The 17,898-nt window shown below is 60.0% G+C and carries 15 protein-coding genes; 14 read left to right on the top strand and 1 reads right to left on the bottom strand.

The annotated features are described in order from the left end of the window. The first annotated feature begins 304 nt into the window (after nucleotides 1–304). The 13 genes from nuoA to nuoN all read left to right on the top strand — a co-directional run bounded on the left by nuoA (nucleotide 305) and on the right by nuoN (nucleotide 15,371). The gene (gene nuoA / locus ACSBQS_RS13010; RefSeq protein WP_004936040.1) at nucleotides 305–742 is read left to right on the top strand and encodes an NADH-quinone oxidoreductase subunit NuoA; all 438 of its coding nucleotides are present in this window, start codon (nucleotides 305–307) and stop codon (nucleotides 740–742) included. 15 nt (nucleotides 743–757) lie between these two features. Further along, entirely contained in the window at nucleotides 758–1,432 is a 675-nt protein-coding gene (locus ACSBQS_RS13005; RefSeq protein WP_004936039.1) for a NuoB/complex I 20 kDa subunit family protein, read from the top strand. 96 nt (nucleotides 1,433–1,528) lie between these two features. Continuing rightward, a complete protein-coding gene (gene nuoC, locus ACSBQS_RS13000) occupies nucleotides 1,529–3,325 on the top strand; it encodes an NADH-quinone oxidoreductase subunit C/D (protein WP_033651942.1) in 1,797 nt (598 codons plus the stop codon). A 2-nt stretch (nucleotides 3,326–3,327) separates the two neighbouring features. Beyond that, nucleotides 3,328–3,879, top strand: coding sequence for an NADH-quinone oxidoreductase subunit NuoE (gene nuoE, locus ACSBQS_RS12995; RefSeq protein ID WP_015378580.1), 552 nt, complete (start codon nucleotides 3,328–3,330; stop codon nucleotides 3,877–3,879). Further along, nucleotides 3,876–5,222, top strand: a complete 1,347-nt coding sequence (gene nuoF, locus ACSBQS_RS12990; protein WP_015378579.1) for an NADH-quinone oxidoreductase subunit NuoF — start codon at nucleotides 3,876–3,878, stop codon at nucleotides 5,220–5,222. The genes nuoE and nuoF overlap by 4 nt, the downstream gene beginning before the upstream one ends. A gap of 76 nt (nucleotides 5,223–5,298) precedes the next feature. Beyond that, complete coding sequence (gene nuoG / locus ACSBQS_RS12985) at nucleotides 5,299–8,037, top strand: NADH-quinone oxidoreductase subunit NuoG (protein WP_080301931.1); 2,739 nt, start codon at nucleotides 5,299–5,301, stop codon at nucleotides 8,035–8,037. Further along, nucleotides 8,034–9,011 carry an NADH-quinone oxidoreductase subunit NuoH gene (nuoH, locus tag ACSBQS_RS12980; protein ID WP_033643858.1) on the top strand — a complete coding sequence of 326 codons (978 nt, stop codon included), beginning with the start codon at nucleotides 8,034–8,036 and terminating at the stop codon, nucleotides 9,009–9,011. The genes nuoG and nuoH overlap by 4 nt, the downstream gene beginning before the upstream one ends. Before the next feature lie 14 nt (nucleotides 9,012–9,025). Next, nucleotides 9,026–9,568: an NADH-quinone oxidoreductase subunit NuoI gene (gene nuoI, locus ACSBQS_RS12975; protein WP_025160170.1), complete on the top strand. Its 543-nt coding sequence runs from the start codon at nucleotides 9,026–9,028 to the stop codon at nucleotides 9,566–9,568. Between the two features lie 13 nt (nucleotides 9,569–9,581). Next, nucleotides 9,582–10,139: an NADH-quinone oxidoreductase subunit J gene (gene nuoJ, locus ACSBQS_RS12970; protein WP_019453717.1), complete on the top strand. Its 558-nt coding sequence runs from the start codon at nucleotides 9,582–9,584 to the stop codon at nucleotides 10,137–10,139. Continuing rightward, nucleotides 10,136–10,438, top strand: coding sequence for an NADH-quinone oxidoreductase subunit NuoK (gene nuoK / locus ACSBQS_RS12965; protein ID WP_004936014.1), 303 nt, complete (start codon nucleotides 10,136–10,138; stop codon nucleotides 10,436–10,438). The genes nuoJ and nuoK overlap by 4 nt, the downstream gene beginning before the upstream one ends. Further along, nucleotides 10,435–12,282 (top strand): NADH-quinone oxidoreductase subunit L, encoded by a 1,848-nt coding sequence (gene nuoL / locus ACSBQS_RS12960; RefSeq protein WP_004936005.1) that lies wholly within the window; start codon nucleotides 10,435–10,437, stop codon nucleotides 12,280–12,282. Before nuoK ends, nuoL begins: the two co-directional genes overlap by 4 nt. A gap of 95 nt (nucleotides 12,283–12,377) precedes the next feature. Next, a complete protein-coding gene (nuoM, locus tag ACSBQS_RS12955; RefSeq protein WP_033643857.1) occupies nucleotides 12,378–13,907 on the top strand; it encodes an NADH-quinone oxidoreductase subunit M in 1,530 nt (509 codons plus the stop codon). Between the two features lie 6 nt (nucleotides 13,908–13,913). Then, the gene (gene nuoN, locus ACSBQS_RS12950) at nucleotides 13,914–15,371 is read left to right on the top strand and encodes an NADH-quinone oxidoreductase subunit NuoN (protein WP_197749437.1); all 1,458 of its coding nucleotides are present in this window, start codon (nucleotides 13,914–13,916) and stop codon (nucleotides 15,369–15,371) included. 60 nt (nucleotides 15,372–15,431) lie between these two features. Here the strand turns inward: nuoN and ACSBQS_RS12945 are convergent, their stop codons facing one another. Beyond that, complete coding sequence (locus ACSBQS_RS12945; protein WP_197749438.1) at nucleotides 15,432–16,307, bottom strand: LysR family transcriptional regulator; 876 nt, start codon at nucleotides 16,305–16,307, stop codon at nucleotides 15,432–15,434. A 288-nt stretch (nucleotides 16,308–16,595) separates the two neighbouring features. Between ACSBQS_RS12945 and ACSBQS_RS12940 the strand changes: the two genes are divergently transcribed. Then, on the top strand, nucleotides 16,596–17,831 hold the full coding sequence (locus tag ACSBQS_RS12940; RefSeq protein WP_033651937.1) for an MFS transporter: 1,236 nt from the start codon (nucleotides 16,596–16,598) through the stop codon (nucleotides 17,829–17,831). The last annotated feature ends 67 nt before the right edge of the window (nucleotides 17,832–17,898 follow it).

The following is a 17,898-nucleotide window of genomic DNA, read 5'->3' as shown; positions in this document are numbered from 1 at the left end:
GTGCATGTTGGTTTATATCTATCTGTTTCTACACAAAAATTAACTGACACGATTTAGCCTGTCCCTGGCGCATCAAATGTTAATCAAATGATACGTATGTAAACTAGTGTGTAGATACTTTTGTCAAAGTTGACAAAAGGTTATAGAAAGGAGTAAAAAGCCCACAGAAAAACGCTGCCTAACTCGCTGTAAAAGCAGTTTGTTTGTGTGGTTATTTATCCTTCCCTTAAATCGATGTGGCGCACTAACTGCCGGTGACAAGAGCAGTGCGATCGACGCCACTTTTGATGAGTAAGCATAGAGTATGTCAACAACCACTGAAGTTATCGCTCATCACTGGGCGCTCGCCGTATTTCTCGTTGTGGCTATCGGGCTCTGCGGCTTAATGTTGCTGGGCGCGTTCTTCTTGGGCGGGAGAGCCCGGGCGCGCGCCAAACACACCCCGTTTGAATCAGGCATCGACTCGGTCGGCACGGCGCGCATGCGTTTGTCCGCCAAGTTCTACCTGGTGGCCATGTTCTTCGTTATTTTCGACGTTGAAGCCTTATACCTGTATGCCTGGTCGGTCTCGATTCGCGAGAGCGGCTGGGTAGGCTTTATCGAAGCCGCCATTTTCATTTTGGTGCTATTGGCCGGTCTGGTTTATCTGGTGCGCATCGGCGCGTTGGATTGGACTCCGGCGCGTTCCCAACGCCGCAGCAAACCGAGCACGATCACTAACACCAACAGTCATCCGCAGTAACAGCGAGGCATTAAGATGGACTATACGCTCACCCGCATAGACCCGAACGGTGAGAACGACCGTTATCCCCTGCAAAAACAGGAGATCGTCGCCGATCCCCTGGAACAACAGGTCCACCGCACGGTTTACATGGGTAAACTCGAGCATGCGCTGCATGACATGGTGAACTGGGGGCGTAAAAACTCTATTTGGCCGTATAACTTCGGCCTTTCGTGCTGTTACGTGGAGATGGTGACGTCGTTTACCGCCGTTCACGACGTGGCGCGTTTCGGTGCGGAAGTGTTGCGCGCCTCCCCGCGTCAGGCTGACCTGATGGTGGTGGCCGGCACCTGCTTCACCAAGATGGCCCCGGTCATCCAACGTCTGTACGAGCAGATGCTGGAACCCAAGTGGGTGATCTCGATGGGCGCTTGCGCCAACTCCGGCGGCATGTACGACATCTATTCCGTGGTGCAGGGCGTGGACAAGTTCCTGCCGGTCGACGTGTACATTCCCGGCTGCCCACCGCGTCCGGAAGCCTACATGCAAGCGCTGATGCTGCTGCAGGAATCCATCGGCAAAGAACGTCGCCCACTGTCGTGGGTTGTCGGCGATCAGGGCGTTTACCGCGCCAATATGCAGTCTGAAAGAGAGCGTAAACACGGCGAGCGCATCGCGGTGACCAACCTCCGGACGCCTGACGAGATTTAAGACGTTCATTTAACGTCCATCTTAGTGCGCTATTGGTTAACACAGCGAAAAGTGAAACTTGCGGCGAATAACCCTTTAGTGTGGTGAAAAAAAATTATGACAGATTTGACGACGCACGACGCCTTGCCTGCCTGGCAGACCCGAGATCACCTTGACGACCCGGTGATCGGCGAACTGCGCAACCGTTTTGGGCCGGAAGCCTTTACTGTTCAGGCCACCCGCACCGGCATGCCCGTGGTATGGGTTAAACCTGACCAGTTACTGGAAGTAATGACGTTCCTGAGAAAACAGCCGAAGCCGTATGTCATGCTGTTCGATCTGCATGGCGTGGACGAACGTCTTCGCACCCACCGCGACGGCCTGCCCGCTGCGGATTTCTCCGTTTTCTACCATCTGATTTCCATCGAGCGCAACCGCGACATCATGCTGAAGGTGGCGCTGTCTGAAAAAGACCTGCACGTGCCGACGGCCACCAAGGTGTTCCCAAACGCCAACTGGTATGAGCGCGAGACCTGGGAAATGTTCGGCATCACCTTCGACGGCCACCCGCACCTGTCGCGCATCATGATGCCGCAGACCTGGGAAGGGCACCCGCTGCGCAAGGACTACCCGGCGCGCGCCACCGAATTCGATCCTTTCGTGTTGACCAAGCAGAAAGAAGATCTGGAGATGGAAGCGCTGACCTTCAAGCCGGAAGACTGGGGCATGAAGCGCGGCACCGAGAACGAAGACTTCATGTTCCTCAACCTCGGCCCGAACCACCCGTCTGCGCACGGTGCGTTCCGCATCATTCTGCAGCTGGACGGCGAAGAGATCGTCGACTGCGTGCCGGATATCGGTTATCACCACCGCGGCGCTGAGAAGATGGGCGAGCGTCAATCCTGGCACAGCTACATTCCGTACACCGACCGCATCGAATACCTCGGCGGCTGCGTGAACGAAATGCCTTACGTGCTGGCGGTTGAAAAGCTGGCCGGCATCAAGGTGCCGGAGCGCGTTGACACCATTCGCGTGATGCTGTCCGAACTGTTCCGCATCAACAGCCACCTGCTGTACATCTCCACCTTCATTCAGGACGTCGGCGCGATGACCCCGGTGTTCTTCGCCTTTACCGACCGCCAGAAGATCTACGATCTGGTGGAAGCTATCACCGGCTTCCGTATGCACCCGGCCTGGTTCCGTATCGGCGGCGTCGCGCACGATCTGCCGCGCGGCTGGGATCGCCTGCTGCGTGAATTCCTCGAATGGATGCCGAAGCGTCTGGATTCCTACGTGAAAGCGGCGCTGAAGAACAGCATTCTGAAAGGCCGTTCCATCGGCGTCGCGTCTTACAACGCCAAAGAAGCGCTGGAATGGGGCGTGACCGGTGCCGGTCTGCGCGCCACCGGCGTCGAGTTCGACGTGCGTAAATGGCGCCCGTACTCCGGCTACGAGAACTTCGACTTCGAAGTGCCGGTCGGCGACGGCAACAGCGATTGCTACACCCGCGTGATGCTGAAGGTGGAAGAGCTGCGCCAGAGCCTGCGCATCCTCGAACAGTGCCTGAACAATATGCCGGAAGGCCCGTTCAAGGCCGATCACCCGCTGACCACGCCGCCGCCGAAAGAGCGCACGCTGCAGCACATTGAAACGCTGATCACCCACTTCCTGCAGGTTTCCTGGGGCCCGGTGATGCCAGCCAACGAATCATTCCAGATGATTGAAGCCACCAAAGGGATCAACAGCTACTACCTGACCAGCGACGGCAGCACCATGAGCTACCGCACCCGGGTACGTACGCCGAGCTTTGCGCACCTGCAGCAGATCCCATCGGTCATCCGAGGCAGCCTGGTTTCCGACCTGATCGTCTATCTGGGTAGTATCGATTTTGTAATGTCAGATGTGGACCGCTAACTATGCATGATCAAAAAGACAATCACGCAGTCAACGATGCGCTCGAGCCCATCAATGCAGCCGCTCCTCAGAGCGGCGTTGATGCATTTGTACTGAGCGCGGAAGAACGTGATGCGATCGAGCACGAAAAGCACCATTACGAGGATCCGCGCGCCGCTTCCATCGAAGCACTGAAAATTGTGCAGAAGCAGCGCGGCTGGGTTCCGGACGGTGCGATTTACGCCATCGCGGAAGTGCTGGGCATCCCCGCCAGCGACGTAGAAGGCGTGGCCACGTTCTACAGCCAGATTTTCCGTCAGCCAGTAGGACGTCACGTGATCCGTTATTGTGACAGCGTTGTTTGTCACATCACCGGTTACCAGGGCATTCAGGCCGCTATCGAGAAGAAGCTGAACATCAAACCGGGTCAAACCACCTTTGATGGCCGCTTCACGCTGCTGCCGACCTGCTGTCTGGGCAACTGCGATAAAGGGCCGACCATGATGATTGATGACGACACGCACAGTCAGCTGAAGCCTGAAGATATCGAGACGCTACTGGAGCAGTATCAATGACCAAGCACATTGTACGCACTCCCGAAACGCATCCGCTGACCTGGCGTCTGCGTGATGACAAGCAGCCGCTGTGGCTGGACGAATACCGCAGCAAAAACGGCTATGCCGGCGCAGAGAAGGCCCTCAAAGGCCTGGCCCCGGACGAGATCGTCGGCCTGGTGAAAGATTCCGGGCTGAAGGGCCGCGGCGGCGCGGGCTTCTCCACCGGTTTGAAGTGGAGCCTGATGCCGAAGGACGAATCCATGAACATCCGTTACCTGCTGTGTAACGCCGATGAGATGGAGCCGGGCACCTATAAAGACCGCCTGCTGATGGAGCAGCTGCCGCACCTGCTGGTGGAAGGCATGCTGATCTCCGCGTTCGCGCTGAAAGCCTACCGCGGGTACATCTTCCTGCGCGGCGAGTACATCGAAGCGGCGGCGCACCTGCGTCGCGCCATCGCGGAAGCCACCGAAGCCGGCTATCTGGGCAAGAACATTCTCGGCACCGGGTTTGATTTCGAGCTGATCGTGCACACCGGCGCCGGCCGTTACATCTGCGGCGAAGAAACCGCGCTGATCAACTCGCTGGAAGGCCGCCGCGCCAACCCGCGTTCCAAGCCGCCATTCCCGGCCAGCGCCGGCGTCTGGGGCAAGCCGACCTGCGTCAACAACGTCGAAACGTTGTGCAACGTGCCGGCCATTTTGGCGAACGGCGTGGAGTGGTACACCGGCATCTCCGGCAGTGAAGACAAAGGCACCAAGCTGATGGGCTTCTCCGGCCGGGTGAAAAATCCGGGCGTCTGGGAGCTGCCGTTCGGCACCACCGCGCGCGAAATCCTGGAAGATTACGCCGGCGGCATGCGCGACGGTCTGCGTTTCAAAGCCTGGCAGCCGGGCGGCGCGGGCACCGACTTCCTGACCGCCGATCACCTCGATCTGCCGATGGAATACGGCGCGATCGGCAAAGCCGGCAGCCGTCTCGGCACCGCGTTGGCGATGGCGGTAGACCACGAGATCGGCATGGTGCCGCTGGTGCGTAACCTGGAAGAGTTCTTCGCCCGCGAGTCCTGCGGCTGGTGTACGCCTTGCCGAGATGGCCTGCCGTGGAGCGTGAAGATCCTGCGTGCGTTGGAAAACGGCGAAGGGCAGCCGGGGGATATCGAAACCCTCGAACAGCTGTGCCGTTCCCTCGGCCCGGGCAAAACCTTCTGCGCCCACGCGCCAGGTGCCGTAGAGCCACTGCAAAGCGCGATTAAATATTTCCGTGAAGAGTTCGAGGCGGGTATCGCCGTGCAGCACTTCGGCAACGCGCATGCGATTGGCGGCATTCAGCCGAACAATCTGCTGAAGCAACGCTGGTAAGCCGACTCGCCCGAACACGGCCAGAATTTTTGATTAACGCCTGCCGCAAGGCAGGCCACTTGGAAGCATGCTGACTATGGCTACGATTCATGTAGACGGCAAAGAGTATGAGGTAGACGGAGCGGACAACCTGCTGCAGGCTTGTCTCTCCCTCGGCCTTGATATTCCTTACTTTTGCTGGCATCCGGCGCTGGGAAGCGTCGGCGCTTGCCGCCAATGTGCGGTAAAGCAATACCAAAACGCGGAAGATACGCGCGGCCGTTTGGTGATGTCCTGTATGACCCCGGCATCCGATGGCACCTTCATCTCCATCGATGACGGCGAAGCGAAGCAGTTCCGTGAAAGCGTGGTCGAGTGGTTGATGACCAACCACCCGCACGATTGCCCGGTCTGTGAGGAAGGCGGTAACTGTCACCTGCAGGATATGACGGTAATGACCGGCCACAGCTTCCGTCGCTACCGCTTCACCAAGCGCACCCACAACAACCAGGAGCTGGGGCCGTTTATCTCGCACGAGATGAACCGCTGCATCGCCTGCTACCGCTGCGTGCGTTACTACAAAGACTATGCGGACGGCACCGACTTCGGCGTGTACGGCGCGCACGACAACGTCTACTTCGGTCGCCCGGAAAGCGGCACGCTGGAAAGCGAGTTCTCCGGCAACCTGGTGGAAGTGTGTCCGACCGGCGTCTTCACCGACAAAACGCATTCCGAACGCTACAACCGTAAATGGGACATGCAGTTCGCGCCGAGCATTTGCCAGCAGTGCAGCATCGGCTGTAACACCAGCCCGGGCGAGCGCTATGGCGAGCTGCGCCGTATCGAAAACCGTTACAACGGCAGCGTGAACCACTACTTCCTGTGCGACCGCGGCCGTTTCGGTTACGGCTACGTCAACCAGAAAGATCGTCCGCGTCAACCGCAGCAGCTGCGCGGCGACGACTGGATCACCCTGAACGCCGAGCAGGCGATGCAGGGCGCGGCGGACATCCTGCGTCAGGCGAAGAAAACCATCGGCATCGGCTCCCCGCGCGCCAGCCTGGAAAGCAACTTCGCACTGCGCGAGCTGGTCGGCGCCGAGAACTACTACACCGGTATCGCTCAGGCGGAGCAATCACGCCTGGCGCTGATGCTGAACGTGCTGAAGAACGGCGGCGTTCATACGCCGGCGCTGCGTGAGATCGAAGATTACGACGCGGTGCTGGTGCTGGGCGAAGACCTGACGCAAACCGGCGCGCGCATCGCGCTGTCCGTGCGTCAGGCCGTCAAGGGTAAAGCCCGCGCGATGGCGGCGGCGCAGCGCGTTGCCGACTGGCAGATCGCGGCGGTGCAGAACATCGGCCAGCACGCCAAGTACCCGCTGTTCACCACCAACGTCGACAACACCCGCCTGGACGACATCGCCGCCTGGAACTACCGCGCGCCGGTTGACGAGCAGGCGCGCTTCGGCTTCGCCATCGCGCACGCGCTGGATAGCGCGGCGCCGGCGGTGAACGATCTGGCCGAAGGCCTGAACAAGAAAGTCGACATCATCGTGCAGGCGCTGACCGGCGCACGCAAACCGCTGATCATTACCGGCAGCAACGCCGGCAGCGAAGCCATCATCGAAGCGGCGGCCAACATCGCCAAAGCGTTGAAGGGCCGCGGTTCCGACGTCGGCATCACCTTCGTGGCGGGCGCCGCCAACAGCATGGGCCTGGCGATGATCGGCGGCGGTTCGCTCGATCAGGCGCTGGAACAGCTGGCGAGCGGCGCAGCCGATACCGCCATCGTGATGGAAAACGATCTCTATCGCCATGCGCCGGCGGCGCAGGTGGACGCAGCGTTGGCCAAGGTCAGCAACCTGATCGTCGCCGATCACCAGCGCACCGCGATCATGGACAAAGCCAATCTGATCCTCTCCTCGGCCAGCTTTGCCGAGAGCGACGGTACGCTGATCAACCAGGAAGGCCGCGCGCAGCGCTTCTTCCAGGTATACGATCCGGCTTACTACGACGACGCCAAGAAGAATCAGTTCACCGTGATGCTGGAAAGCTGGCGCTGGATGCACTCGCTGCACTCCACCTACACCAGCCGCCATGTGGATTGGACTCAGCTCGATGACGTGATCGCCGCTTGCGTCGCCGCGTTGCCGCAGCTGCAGGGCATCGTCGATGCCGCGCCGGACGCGACTTTCCGCATTCGCGGTCAGAAGCTGGCGCGTTCGCCGCACCGTTCCAGCGGCCGTACCGCCATGCGCGCCAATATCAGCGTGCACGAGCCGCGTCAGCCGCAGGATAAAGACACCATGTTCGCCTTCTCGATGGAAGGGAACAACAGCCCGCTGGCCGATCGTCAGCAGATCCCGTTCGCCTGGGCGCCAGGCTGGAACTCACCGCAGGCATGGAACAAGTTCCAGGCTGAAGTGGGCGGCAAACTGCGCCACGGCGATCCGGGCGTGCGCCTGATCGAAGCGGGGGAGGGCAGCCTCGGTTACTTCGACCGCGTGCCAGCCGCCTTCAATCCGAACGACGGCTGGCGTGTCGCGCCTTACTACCACCTGTTCGGCAGCGATGAAATGTCGCAGCGCTCTCACGTGATCCAGCAGCGCATGCCGGAAGCCTACGTGATGGTCAACCCGGCCGACGCGGCGACGCTTGGCGTCAACGCGGGCAGCCTGGTGGAGTTCAGCTGTGCGGGCCAGACCTTGCGTCTGCCGGTGCGTCTGAGTGAAACCCTGACCCAGGGCCAGGTTGGTTTGCCGCTCGGCTTGCCAGGGATCCCGCCGATTCTGGTGGGTGCTAAGGTAGACAATCTGCGGGAGGCGGCACGATGAGCTGGTTTACCCCTGAGGTGATCGACATTCTGATCGCCGTTCTTAAAGCGGTCGTGATCCTGTTGGTGGTCGTGGCGTGCGGGGCGTTCATGAGCTTCGGCGAACGCCGCCTGCTCGGCCTGTTCCAGAACCGTTACGGACCGAACCGCGTAGGCTGGGGCGGCTCGCTGCAGCTGGTCGCCGACATGATCAAAATGTTCTTCAAGGAAGACTGGGTGCCGAGATTCTCCGACCGGGTGATCTTCACCCTGGCGCCGATGATCGCCTTTACTTCCCTGTTGCTGGCATTTGCCATCGTACCGGTCAGCCCGACCTGGGCGGTGTCCGATCTCAACATCGGTATTCTGTTCTTCCTGATGATGGCCGGCCTGGCGGTGTACGCCGTGCTGTTCGCCGGCTGGTCGAGCAACAACAAATACTCGCTGTTGGGCGCGATGCGTGCCTCCGCGCAAACCCTGAGCTACGAAGTGTTCATCGGCCTGTCGCTGATGGGCGTGGTGATGCAGGCGGGTTCGTTCAACATGCAGGCTATCGTTGAATCGCAGGCGCACGTCTGGAACGTCATTCCGCAGTTCTTCGGCTTCGTGACCTTCGCGATCGCCGGCGTGGCGGTGTGTCACCGTCACCCGTTTGACCAGCCGGAAGCCGAACAGGAACTGGCTGACGGTTACCACATCGAATATTCCGGCATGAAGTTCGGTCTGTTCTTCGTGGGGGAATACATCGGTATCGTCACCGTGTCCGCCCTGATTGTGACGTTGTTCTTCGGCGGCTGGCAGGGTCCGTTCCTGCCGCCATTCATCTGGTTCGCGTTGAAAACGGCCTTCTTCATGATGATGTTCATCCTGATCCGCGCCGCGCTGCCGCGTCCGCGTTATGACCAGGTGATGTCTTTCGGCTGGAAAGTGTGCCTGCCGCTGACGCTGCTGAACCTGCTGGCAACCGCCGCGGTCATTTTGTACAACGCTCAATAAGGGGTGAATAAACCATGACATTGAAAGAGTTAGTGGTTGGTTTCGGCACCCAGGTGCGCAGCATTTGGATGATTGGCATGCATGCCTTCGCCAAGCGTGAAACCCAGATGTACCCGGAAGAACCGGTTTACCTGCCGCCGCGCTACCGCGGCCGCATCGTGCTGACGCGCGATCCGGACGGCGAAGAGCGCTGCGTCGCCTGTAACCTGTGTGCGGTTGCCTGCCCGGTCGGCTGTATCTCGCTGCAAAAAGCGGAACAGAAAGACGGCCGTTGGTATCCGGAGTTCTTCCGCATCAACTTCTCGCGCTGCATTTTCTGTGGCCTGTGCGAAGAGGCTTGCCCGACTACCGCTATCCAGCTGACGCCGGATTTCGAACTGGGTGAGTACAAGCGTCAGGATCTGGTGTACGAAAAAGAAGATCTGTTGATCTCGGGGCCGGGTAAATATCCGGAATATAACTTCTACCGGATGGCCGGTATGGCGATTGACGGCAAAGCCAAAGGCGAAGCCGAAAACGAAGCCAAACCGATCGACGTCAAAGGTCTGTTGCCCTAAGGAGCCAGCAAGCATGGAAATTGCATTTTATCTGGCAGGTTTGATTGCGGTGGCCGCGACGATTCGCGTGATCACCCATACCAACCCTGTGCATGCGCTGCTGTATCTGATCGTCTCGTTATTGGCGATCTCGGCAGTCTTCTTCTCTCTCGGCGCCTACTTTGCCGCCGCGTTGGAAATCATCGTTTATGCGGGCGCCATCATGGTGCTGTTCGTGTTCGTGGTGATGATGCTGAACCTCGGCAACGTGCAGCAGCAAGAGCGCGACTGGATGAAGCCGACGGTGTGGATCGGGCCTGGCCTGCTGTCGCTGGCGCTGCTGGTGGTATTGATCGTCGCGATCCGCAGCGTATCCGATCAGGGTATCAGCGGTGAGATGGTCGACGCGAAGGCGGTGGGCATCAGCCTGTTCGGGCCTTACGTACTGGCGGTTGAGCTGGCTTCAATGCTGCTGTTGGCGGGTTTGGTTGTCGCCTTCCATATCGGCCGCGAACACAAGCCTGGCGAGGTGCTGAGCAACGCGCCGGCGAGTGGCGAAATGGCGAGAAGAAAATCGGAGGAGCAAGCATGATCCCTCTTCAACACGGCCTGATCCTGGCGGCTATCCTGTTTGTGCTCGGGCTGACCGGGCTGCTGGTGCGCCGCAACCTGCTGTTTATGCTGATCAGCCTGGAAGTGATGATCAACGCTGCGGCGTTGGCGTTTATCGTGGCGGGAAGCTACTGGGGCCAGGCGGACGGACAGGTGATGTACATCCTGGCAATCAGCCTGGCGGCAGCCGAGGCCAGTATCGGCCTGGCGCTGCTGCTGCAGCTCTACCGTCGTCGTCATACCCTGAATATTGATACTGTCAGTGAGATGCGCGGATGAACCTATTATATTTAACAATTCTGCTACCGCTGATCGGGTTCCTGCTGTTGGCATTTTCCCGCGGTCGTTGGTCTGAAAACACGGCGGCCACCGTCGGCGTGGGTTCTATCGGCCTGGCTGCGCTGGTCACGGTCTATGTGGCGATGGATTTCTTCGCCCAGAAAGCCGCCGGCGTGCAGCTATTCGAGCAAAGCCTGTGGACCTGGATGGCCGTCGGCAACTTCAATATCGGCGTGACCCTGGTGCTGGACGGCCTGTCGCTGACCATGCTGTCGGTGGTCACCGGCGTCGGCTTCTTCATCCACATGTTCGCTTCCTGGTACATGCGCGGTGAAGAGGGCTATTCGCGCTTCTTCGCTTACACCAACCTGTTTATCGCCAGCATGGTGGTATTGGTGCTGGCGGACAACCTGCTGTTGATGTACCTGGGTTGGGAAGGCGTGGGCCTGTGCAGCTACCTGTTGATCGGTTTCTACTACAAAGATCCGGCCAACGGCGCGGCGGCGATGAAAGCCTTTATCGTGACCCGCGTGGGCGACGTGTTCCTGGCGTTCGCGCTGTTCATCCTCTACAACGAGCTGGGCACGCTGAACATCCGCGAGCTGATGATCCTGGCGCCGCAGAAACTGGCGGTGGGCGACACGGCCATCACCTGGGCGACCCTGATGCTGCTGGGCGGCGCGGTCGGTAAATCGGCGCAGCTGCCGTTGCAAACCTGGTTGGCGGACGCGATGGCGGGCCCAACCCCGGTTTCCGCACTGATCCACGCTGCGACCATGGTGACCGCGGGCGTCTATCTGATCGCCCGCACGCACGGCCTGTTCCTGATGGCGCCGGAAGTGCTGCACCTGGTGGGCATCGTCGGTGCGGTCACTCTGCTGCTGGCCGGCTTCGCCGCGCTGGTGCAGACCGACATCAAGCGCGTGCTCGCTTACTCCACCATGAGCCAGATCGGTTACATGTTCCTGGCGCTGGGCGTGCAGGCATGGGACGCGGCGATCTTCCACCTGATGACCCACGCGTTCTTCAAGGCGCTGCTGTTCCTGTCGTCCGGTTCGGTGATCCTGGCTTGCCACCACGAGCAAAACATCTTCAAGATGGGCGGTCTGCGCAAGAGCATCCCGCTGGTGTACGTCTGCTTCCTGGTGGGCGGCGCGGCGCTGTCTGCGTTGCCGCTGGTCACGGCCGGCTTCTTCAGTAAGGACGAGATCCTGGCGGGCGCGATGGCCAACGGCCACATCAACCTGATGGTTGCCGGCCTGGTCGGTGCGTTCATGACCTCGCTGTACACCTTCCGTATGATTTTCATCGTGTTCCATGGCGAAGAGAAAATCAAAGCGCATGCCGGTAAAGGCATCACTCACCACTTGCCACTGCTGGTTCTGCTGGTGCTGTCCACCTTCGTCGGCGCGATGATCGTGCCGCCGTTGCAGGGCGTGCTGCCGGAGACCACCGAGCTGGCGCACGGCAGCGTGCTGCGGCTTGAAATCACCTCCGGCGTGGTGGCTATCGTCGGCATTCTGCTGGCGGCCGCGCTGTGGCTGGGCAAACGCAGCCTGGTCAACAGCATCGCCAACAGCGCGCCGGGTCGTTTCTTCTCGACCTGGTGGTTCCATGCCTGGGGCTTCGACTGGCTGTATGACAAAGTGTTCGTCAAGCCGTACCTGGGCATTGCGAAGCTGCTGCAACGCGATCCGCTGAACTCGCTGATGAATCTGCCGGCCGTCTTCTCCCGCTGGGGGAACCGCGGTCTGACGGTGAGCGAGAACGGTCAGGTGCGTTGGTATATAGCGTCTATGGGTGTGGGTGCAGTGGTCGTATTGGCTCTGTTGATTTTGGTTTAATTGAATAATTTAAACAGACGCATTTTTCGGGCGTAGCGCCGGGCAGGCGCTACGTACAAAGTTTGAAATTATTCGTATAAGGGACACAAAACGCCATGCTATTACCTTGGCTAATTCTTATCCCCTTTATCGGCGGTCTGCTGTGCTGGCAGCTTGAGCGCTTCGGTACTAAGGTGCCGCGCTGGATAGCGCTGATCGCAATGGGGCTGACGTTGGCGCTCTCTCTGCAGCTGTGGATGCAGGGCGGCTATACATTGACCACGCCGAAAGGCATTCCGCAGTGGCAGAGCGAATTCCTGCTGCCGTGGATCCCGCGCTTCGGCATCTCCATCCACCTGGCGCTGGACGGTCTGTCGCTGCTGATGGTGGTGTTGACCGGTCTGCTGGGCGTGCTGGCGATCCTCTGTTCCTGGCGTGAAATCCAGAAGTATCAGGGCTTCTTCCACCTCAACCTGCTGTGGATCCTGGGCGGCGTTATCGGCGTGTTCCTCGCCATCGACATGTTCCTGTTCTTCTTCTTCTGGGAAATGATGTTGGTGCCGATGTACTTCCTGATCGCGCTGTGGGGTCACAAGGCGTCGGACGGTAAAACCCGCATCACCGCGGCGACCAAGTTCTTCATCTACACCCAGGCCAGCGGTCTGGTGATGCTGATTGCGATCCTGGGCCTGGTGTTCGTGCACTACAACGCCACCGGCGTGTGGACCTTCGATTACGAAGACCTGCTGCAAACGCCGATGTCCCACAACGTGCAATATATGCTGATGCTGGGCTTCTTCATCGCCTTCGCGGTGAAAATGCCGGTGGTGCCACTGCACGGCTGGTTGCCGGATGCGCACAGCCAGGCGCCAACCGCAGGTTCCGTTGACCTGGCGGGCATCTTGCTGAAAACCGCGGCCTACGGCCTGCTGCGTTTCAGCCTGCCGCTGTTCCCTGAGGCTTCGCACGAGTTCGCGCCAATCGCCATGTGGCTGGGGGTGATCGGCATCTTCTACGGCGCCTGGATGGCGTTCGCGCAAACCGACATCAAGCGCCTTATCGCTTACACCTCGGTATCGCACATGGGCTTCGTGCTGATCGCCATCTACACCGGCAGCCAGCTGGCTTACCAGGGCGCGGTTATCCAGATGATCGCGCACGGCCTGTCCGCCGCCGGCATGTTTATCATCTGCGGCCAGCTGTATGAACGTCTGCATACGCGCGACATGCGCCAGATGGGCGGCCTGTGGGGGCGCATCAAGTTCATCCCTGCGCTGTCGCTGTTCTTCGCCGTGGCTACGCTGGGGATGCCGGGTACCGGTAACTTCGTCGGCGAATTCATGATTCTGTTCGGCAGCTACCAGGTGGTGCCGGTGATCACCGTGATCTCCACCTTCGGTCTGGTGTTCGCTTCTGTTTACTCGCTGATCATGATGCAGCGCGCTTACTACGGTGCGCCTAAATCCGACCAGCCGCTGCAGGGCATGACCGCGCGCGAACTGTTCATCATTCTGCTGCTGGTGGTGTTGCTGGTTCTGCTGGGGGTTTACCCGCAGCCGATTCTGGATACTTCCAACGCGGCGATGAGCAACGTGCAACACTGGTTTGGTTCGTCAGTTTCAGCAATTTCAACAACAAGGCCGTAATTCGCCATGACAATAACTCCTCAACAACTGATCGCACTGCTGCCGCTGTTGATCGTCGGATTGACGGTGGTGGTTGTGATGCTAGGCATTGCGTGGCGACGCGACCACTTTATCAACGCCACCCTGACCGTGATCGGTCTCAACCTGGCGCTGCTTTCGCTGTACTTTGTCGGCCAGGCAGGCCCATTGGACGTCACCCCGCTGCTGCGGGTTGACGGCTACTCGATGTTCTACACCGGGCTGGTGCTGCTGGCGAGTCTGGCGACCTGCACCTTCGCGTATCCGTGGCTGGTCGGCTATCCGGATAACCGCGAAGAGTTCTACCTGCTGGTGCTGATCGCCGCCATGGGCGGCATCCTGCTGGCGAGCGCCAACCATCTGGCTTCGCTGTTCATCGGTATCGAGCTGATCTCGCTGCCGCTGTTCGGCCTGGTGGGCTATGCCTACCGCCAGAAGCGCCCGCTGGAAGCCGCCATCAAGTACATGCTGCTGTCCGCCGCCGCGTCGTCGTTCCTGCTGTTCGGCATGGCGCTGCTGTATGCCGAATCCGGCGATCTGTCGCTGGCCGGCCTCGGCAAGAGCCTGCAGGAAAACATGATGCACCAGCCGCTGATCCTGGCCGGCATGGGCATGATGATCGTCGGTCTGGGCTTCAAGCTGTCGCTGGTGCCGTTCCAACTGTGGACGCCGGACGTTTATCAGGGCGCGCCTGCGCCGGTCTCGACCTTCCTGGCGACCGCCAGCAAGATCGCGATCTTTGCGGTCGTGATGCGTCTGTTCCTGTATGCCCCGGCCGCCGACAACGAAGCGCTGCGCATGGTGTTGTCGATCATCGCGTTCTGCTCCATCTTGTTCGGTAACCTGATGGCCATCAGCCAGACCAACATCAAGCGTCTGCTGGGCTACTCGTCGATCGCTCACCTGGGCTACCTGCTGGTGGCGCTGATTGCGGTGCAAACCCATCAGCTGTCGCTGGAAACCGCCGGCGTTTATCTGGCCGGTTACCTGTTCAGCAGCCTGGGCGCCTTCGGCGTGGTCAGCCTGATGTCCAGCCCATACCGCGGCCCGGATGCGGATTCGCTGTTCTCTTACCGTGGTCTGTTCTGGCATAAGCCAATCTTGTCCGCGGTAATGACGGTGATGATGCTGTCGCTGGCCGGTATCCCGATGACGCTGGGCTTTATCGGTAAGTTCTTCGTGATCGCGATGGGCGTCAGCGCGCATCTGTGGTGGCTGACCGGCGCAGTCGTGGTAGGCAGCGCCATCGGCCTGTACTACTACCTGCGCGTGACCGTCAGCCTGTTCCTCAGCGCGCCGGAATCGCTGCAGCGCGACACCCCGAACAACTGGGCGTTGACCGCCGGTGGCGTCGTGGTGCTGATCTCAGCCGCGCTGGTGCTGCTGTTGGGGGTTTATCCTCAGCCGCTGATTTCGCTGGTGCAGATGGCTCAGCCGACGTTCTGATAACGCTTCAGACGGGTAAAAAGGTCGCTTCGGCGGCCTTTTTTTATGGAGAAACGGCACTCAGCCGTAATGGGCGCTAAACGACGTTTCCAGCGCCTGCACCACCGCGCGCACGCGGGCGGCGCGTTGCAAATCGGGGTGCAGCACCAGCCAGATATCCACCCAGTCTTTGCTCTCGGGAAGGAGGCGCACCAGTTCCGGGTCGTGGTCGGCCAGGCACGACAAGAGCAGCCCGATGCCCAGCCCGCTGCGGGTGGCCGAACGTAACAACAGCTGCGAATTGCATTGCAGCACGGCGTTGGGCTCGTACAGGGTCTCGCCGCAGAAATTGTTCCAGTGGCGCGGCACCAGTTCGCGCGGGAACATCAGAAGATCGTGGCCGCGCAGCTGCTCGCCTTTGACCGGCATGCCGCGTTGCGCCAGATAGTGCGGGCTGGCGTACAGGCCCATTTCGATAGTGGCTAAGCGTTTGATGATCAGCTCATCGTTATCGGGGCGGGCGCCGCGGATCGCCAGATCCGCGCTGTGGTAAGCGATATCGGTGATGTTCAGCGCCGTCAACAGCGTGACGGTGATGGCCGGATAGCGTTGCCGCAGATCTTGCAGCGCCGGTATCACGAAGGCTTCGGCCAGGGTATCGGTGGTGGCGATGCGCACGTTGCCGCACAGACTTTCGTCGCCGCCGGCGGCTTTGCGAGCGATCGCCTGCACGGCATTTTCCATCTTCATCATGTCCGCCAGCATGGATTCGCCCAGCGGGCTGAGGGAGAAGGATTTTGGCGTGCGGATAAACAATTTCGAACCCAGCGAGTTTTCCAGGGCGGTGAGACGTCGGCCGACGGTCGCTTGATCAACCTGCAGCTGGTTGGCGGCTTTACGTAACGTGCCGCAGCGTGCGACGGCCAGAAAGAAGCGCGCGTCATCCCAATTCATCATGCCATTTCCTCTCTGCAGATTTGTCGGCGCCAGGGGAGCAGTGCGGGCCGGGCGAATGATACCGGTATCTATCATAAAGCGTTGTTCCGCCTGAAGGGAGAGAAAGACGGTCAACGGCACGCACATCGGCGGTTATTTCTCCGGTGATGCAAGAATGCATCAGGGTGATTCATTCTTGACGATACTTCGCCCGTCGCCGTAACGCTATGATAAGCGCCGTTCCCGGCAGACCGGGTGAGGAAAGACGACGATGGCAGGCCGCCGCCTGCCGACTTTGGGAGTGGAAGCATGTCAGAAAATACCGCCATCCAGGACGCGGCGCCAGCAAACGCACGGGCGTCGCGCACGGCCATTTTACTGTTCCTGGCGCTGGCTTTGATGTCGGCATTGCTGAACAGCAGCGCGCCGACGCCGCTTTATCCGCTGTATCAGCAGCAGCTTGCGCTAAGCTCGGTCAGTCTGACCGTCATCTACGGCGCCTATGCCGCCGGCGTGCTGATCTCTTTGTTCGGCGTCGGCAATCTGGCCGGCAAAGTAAAGGATTTACGCAGCATGATCGTGCCGGCGTTGCTGGTGGTGTTGAGCGGCGCGCTGCTGTTCGCGCTGGCTGATACCTTTGCCATGATGCTGATGGCGCGGCTGCTGGCCGGGGTAGGCACCGGGGCGCTGACCGGCGCGGCGAACATCGCGTTGGTGCGGTTTGGGCCGCGCGACGGCGGTAAAAGCGCGGCGTTAATCGCAACGCTGTCATTCACCACCGGATTAGCGCTGGGGCCGATCTTCAGCGGCATCGCTTTGCAGACCGGTTTTCATCCCACGACGCTGCCGTTCGTTTTCATCATGGCCATTGCCGCCATGGCGGCGTTGGGCGTCATGCTGCTGTGGCCGCGTGGCCAGGTTGCGTCGCCGGCCCGCGCTGCGCCGGCCGAACAGGAAAAAAGCACGCTGCTCGATGGCCTGCGCGCTACCGGCGGTAAATTCTTTGTGTGCGCCGGCGCGCTGTTTGTCTGTTGGGCGCTGGCCGCCAGTATTTTGGCAATCGGCCCCGGTGTGGCGGAAACGCTGTTAGGCATGCACCAGCGTGGCGTCTTTGGCTATGCGATTGCGGTGTATCTGCTGATCGCCGGCATCAGCCAGATCCTGAGCCGCCGCGTTAACGCCCGTCATTCGCTGTTGTTCGGTTGCCTGGCGCAGGTGCTGGCGGCAGTGGTGTTCGCCATGGCGATCCAGTGGCATTCTCTGGGGCTGGCGGCGGTGGGGCTGGTGGTGGCCGGCTATGCTTACGGCGCCATTTTCGTCGGCAGCGCGACCCTGGTGAACTTGATTTCGCCGCCGACCAGCCATGCGCGTTTGCTTTCTCTGTTTTACGTTATCGCTTATATCGCCAACTGGGTGCCGATCTTGCTGGGCGTGGTGGTCGATCGCGTCGATCTGCAGCAGGCGACCCATTTGCTGTTCTTGAGCAGCAGCGCAGTGTGCCTGTTGCTGGCATGGAAAACGTCCCGGGTGGGGTTCCCTTGCTAATTATTTTGTGATGAATATCTATTTTTTATAATTAATTATTCTTTAATTACATTTATGATGTGATTTG

The sequence above is a fragment of the Serratia sp. H402Y genome (genome assembly GCF_051172415.1).
Taxonomy (GTDB): Bacteria; Pseudomonadota; Gammaproteobacteria; order Enterobacterales; family Enterobacteriaceae; genus Serratia; species Serratia ureilytica.
Note: the sequence above shows the minus strand (reverse complement) of the source record. Positions and strands in the feature narration are given on the sequence as shown.

Excerpts from the sequence above, each read along its gene's own strand:
- nuoA (WP_004936040.1), top strand. The coding sequence starts at position 305 with ATGTCAACAACCACTGAAGTTATCGCTCATCACTGGGCGCTCGCCGTA.
- ACSBQS_RS13005 (WP_004936039.1), top strand. The coding sequence starts at position 758 with ATGGACTATACGCTCACCCGCATAGACCCGAACGGTGAGAACGACCGT.
- nuoC (WP_033651942.1), top strand. The coding sequence starts at position 1,529 with ATGACAGATTTGACGACGCACGACGCCTTGCCTGCCTGGCAGACCCGA.
- nuoE (WP_015378580.1), top strand. The coding sequence starts at position 3,328 with ATGCATGATCAAAAAGACAATCACGCAGTCAACGATGCGCTCGAGCCC.
- nuoF (WP_015378579.1), top strand. The coding sequence starts at position 3,876 with ATGACCAAGCACATTGTACGCACTCCCGAAACGCATCCGCTGACCTGG.
- nuoG (WP_080301931.1), top strand. The coding sequence starts at position 5,299 with ATGGCTACGATTCATGTAGACGGCAAAGAGTATGAGGTAGACGGAGCG.
- nuoH (WP_033643858.1), top strand. The coding sequence starts at position 8,034 with ATGAGCTGGTTTACCCCTGAGGTGATCGACATTCTGATCGCCGTTCTT.
- nuoI (WP_025160170.1), top strand. The coding sequence starts at position 9,026 with ATGACATTGAAAGAGTTAGTGGTTGGTTTCGGCACCCAGGTGCGCAGC.
- nuoJ (WP_019453717.1), top strand. The coding sequence starts at position 9,582 with ATGGAAATTGCATTTTATCTGGCAGGTTTGATTGCGGTGGCCGCGACG.
- nuoK (WP_004936014.1), top strand. The coding sequence starts at position 10,136 with ATGATCCCTCTTCAACACGGCCTGATCCTGGCGGCTATCCTGTTTGTG.
- nuoL (WP_004936005.1), top strand. The coding sequence starts at position 10,435 with ATGAACCTATTATATTTAACAATTCTGCTACCGCTGATCGGGTTCCTG.
- nuoM (WP_033643857.1), top strand. The coding sequence starts at position 12,378 with ATGCTATTACCTTGGCTAATTCTTATCCCCTTTATCGGCGGTCTGCTG.
- nuoN (WP_197749437.1), top strand. The coding sequence starts at position 13,914 with ATGACAATAACTCCTCAACAACTGATCGCACTGCTGCCGCTGTTGATC.
- ACSBQS_RS12945 (WP_197749438.1), bottom strand. The coding sequence starts at position 16,307 with ATGATGAATTGGGATGACGCGCGCTTCTTTCTGGCCGTCGCACGCTGC.
- ACSBQS_RS12940 (WP_033651937.1), top strand. The coding sequence starts at position 16,596 with ATGTCAGAAAATACCGCCATCCAGGACGCGGCGCCAGCAAACGCACGG.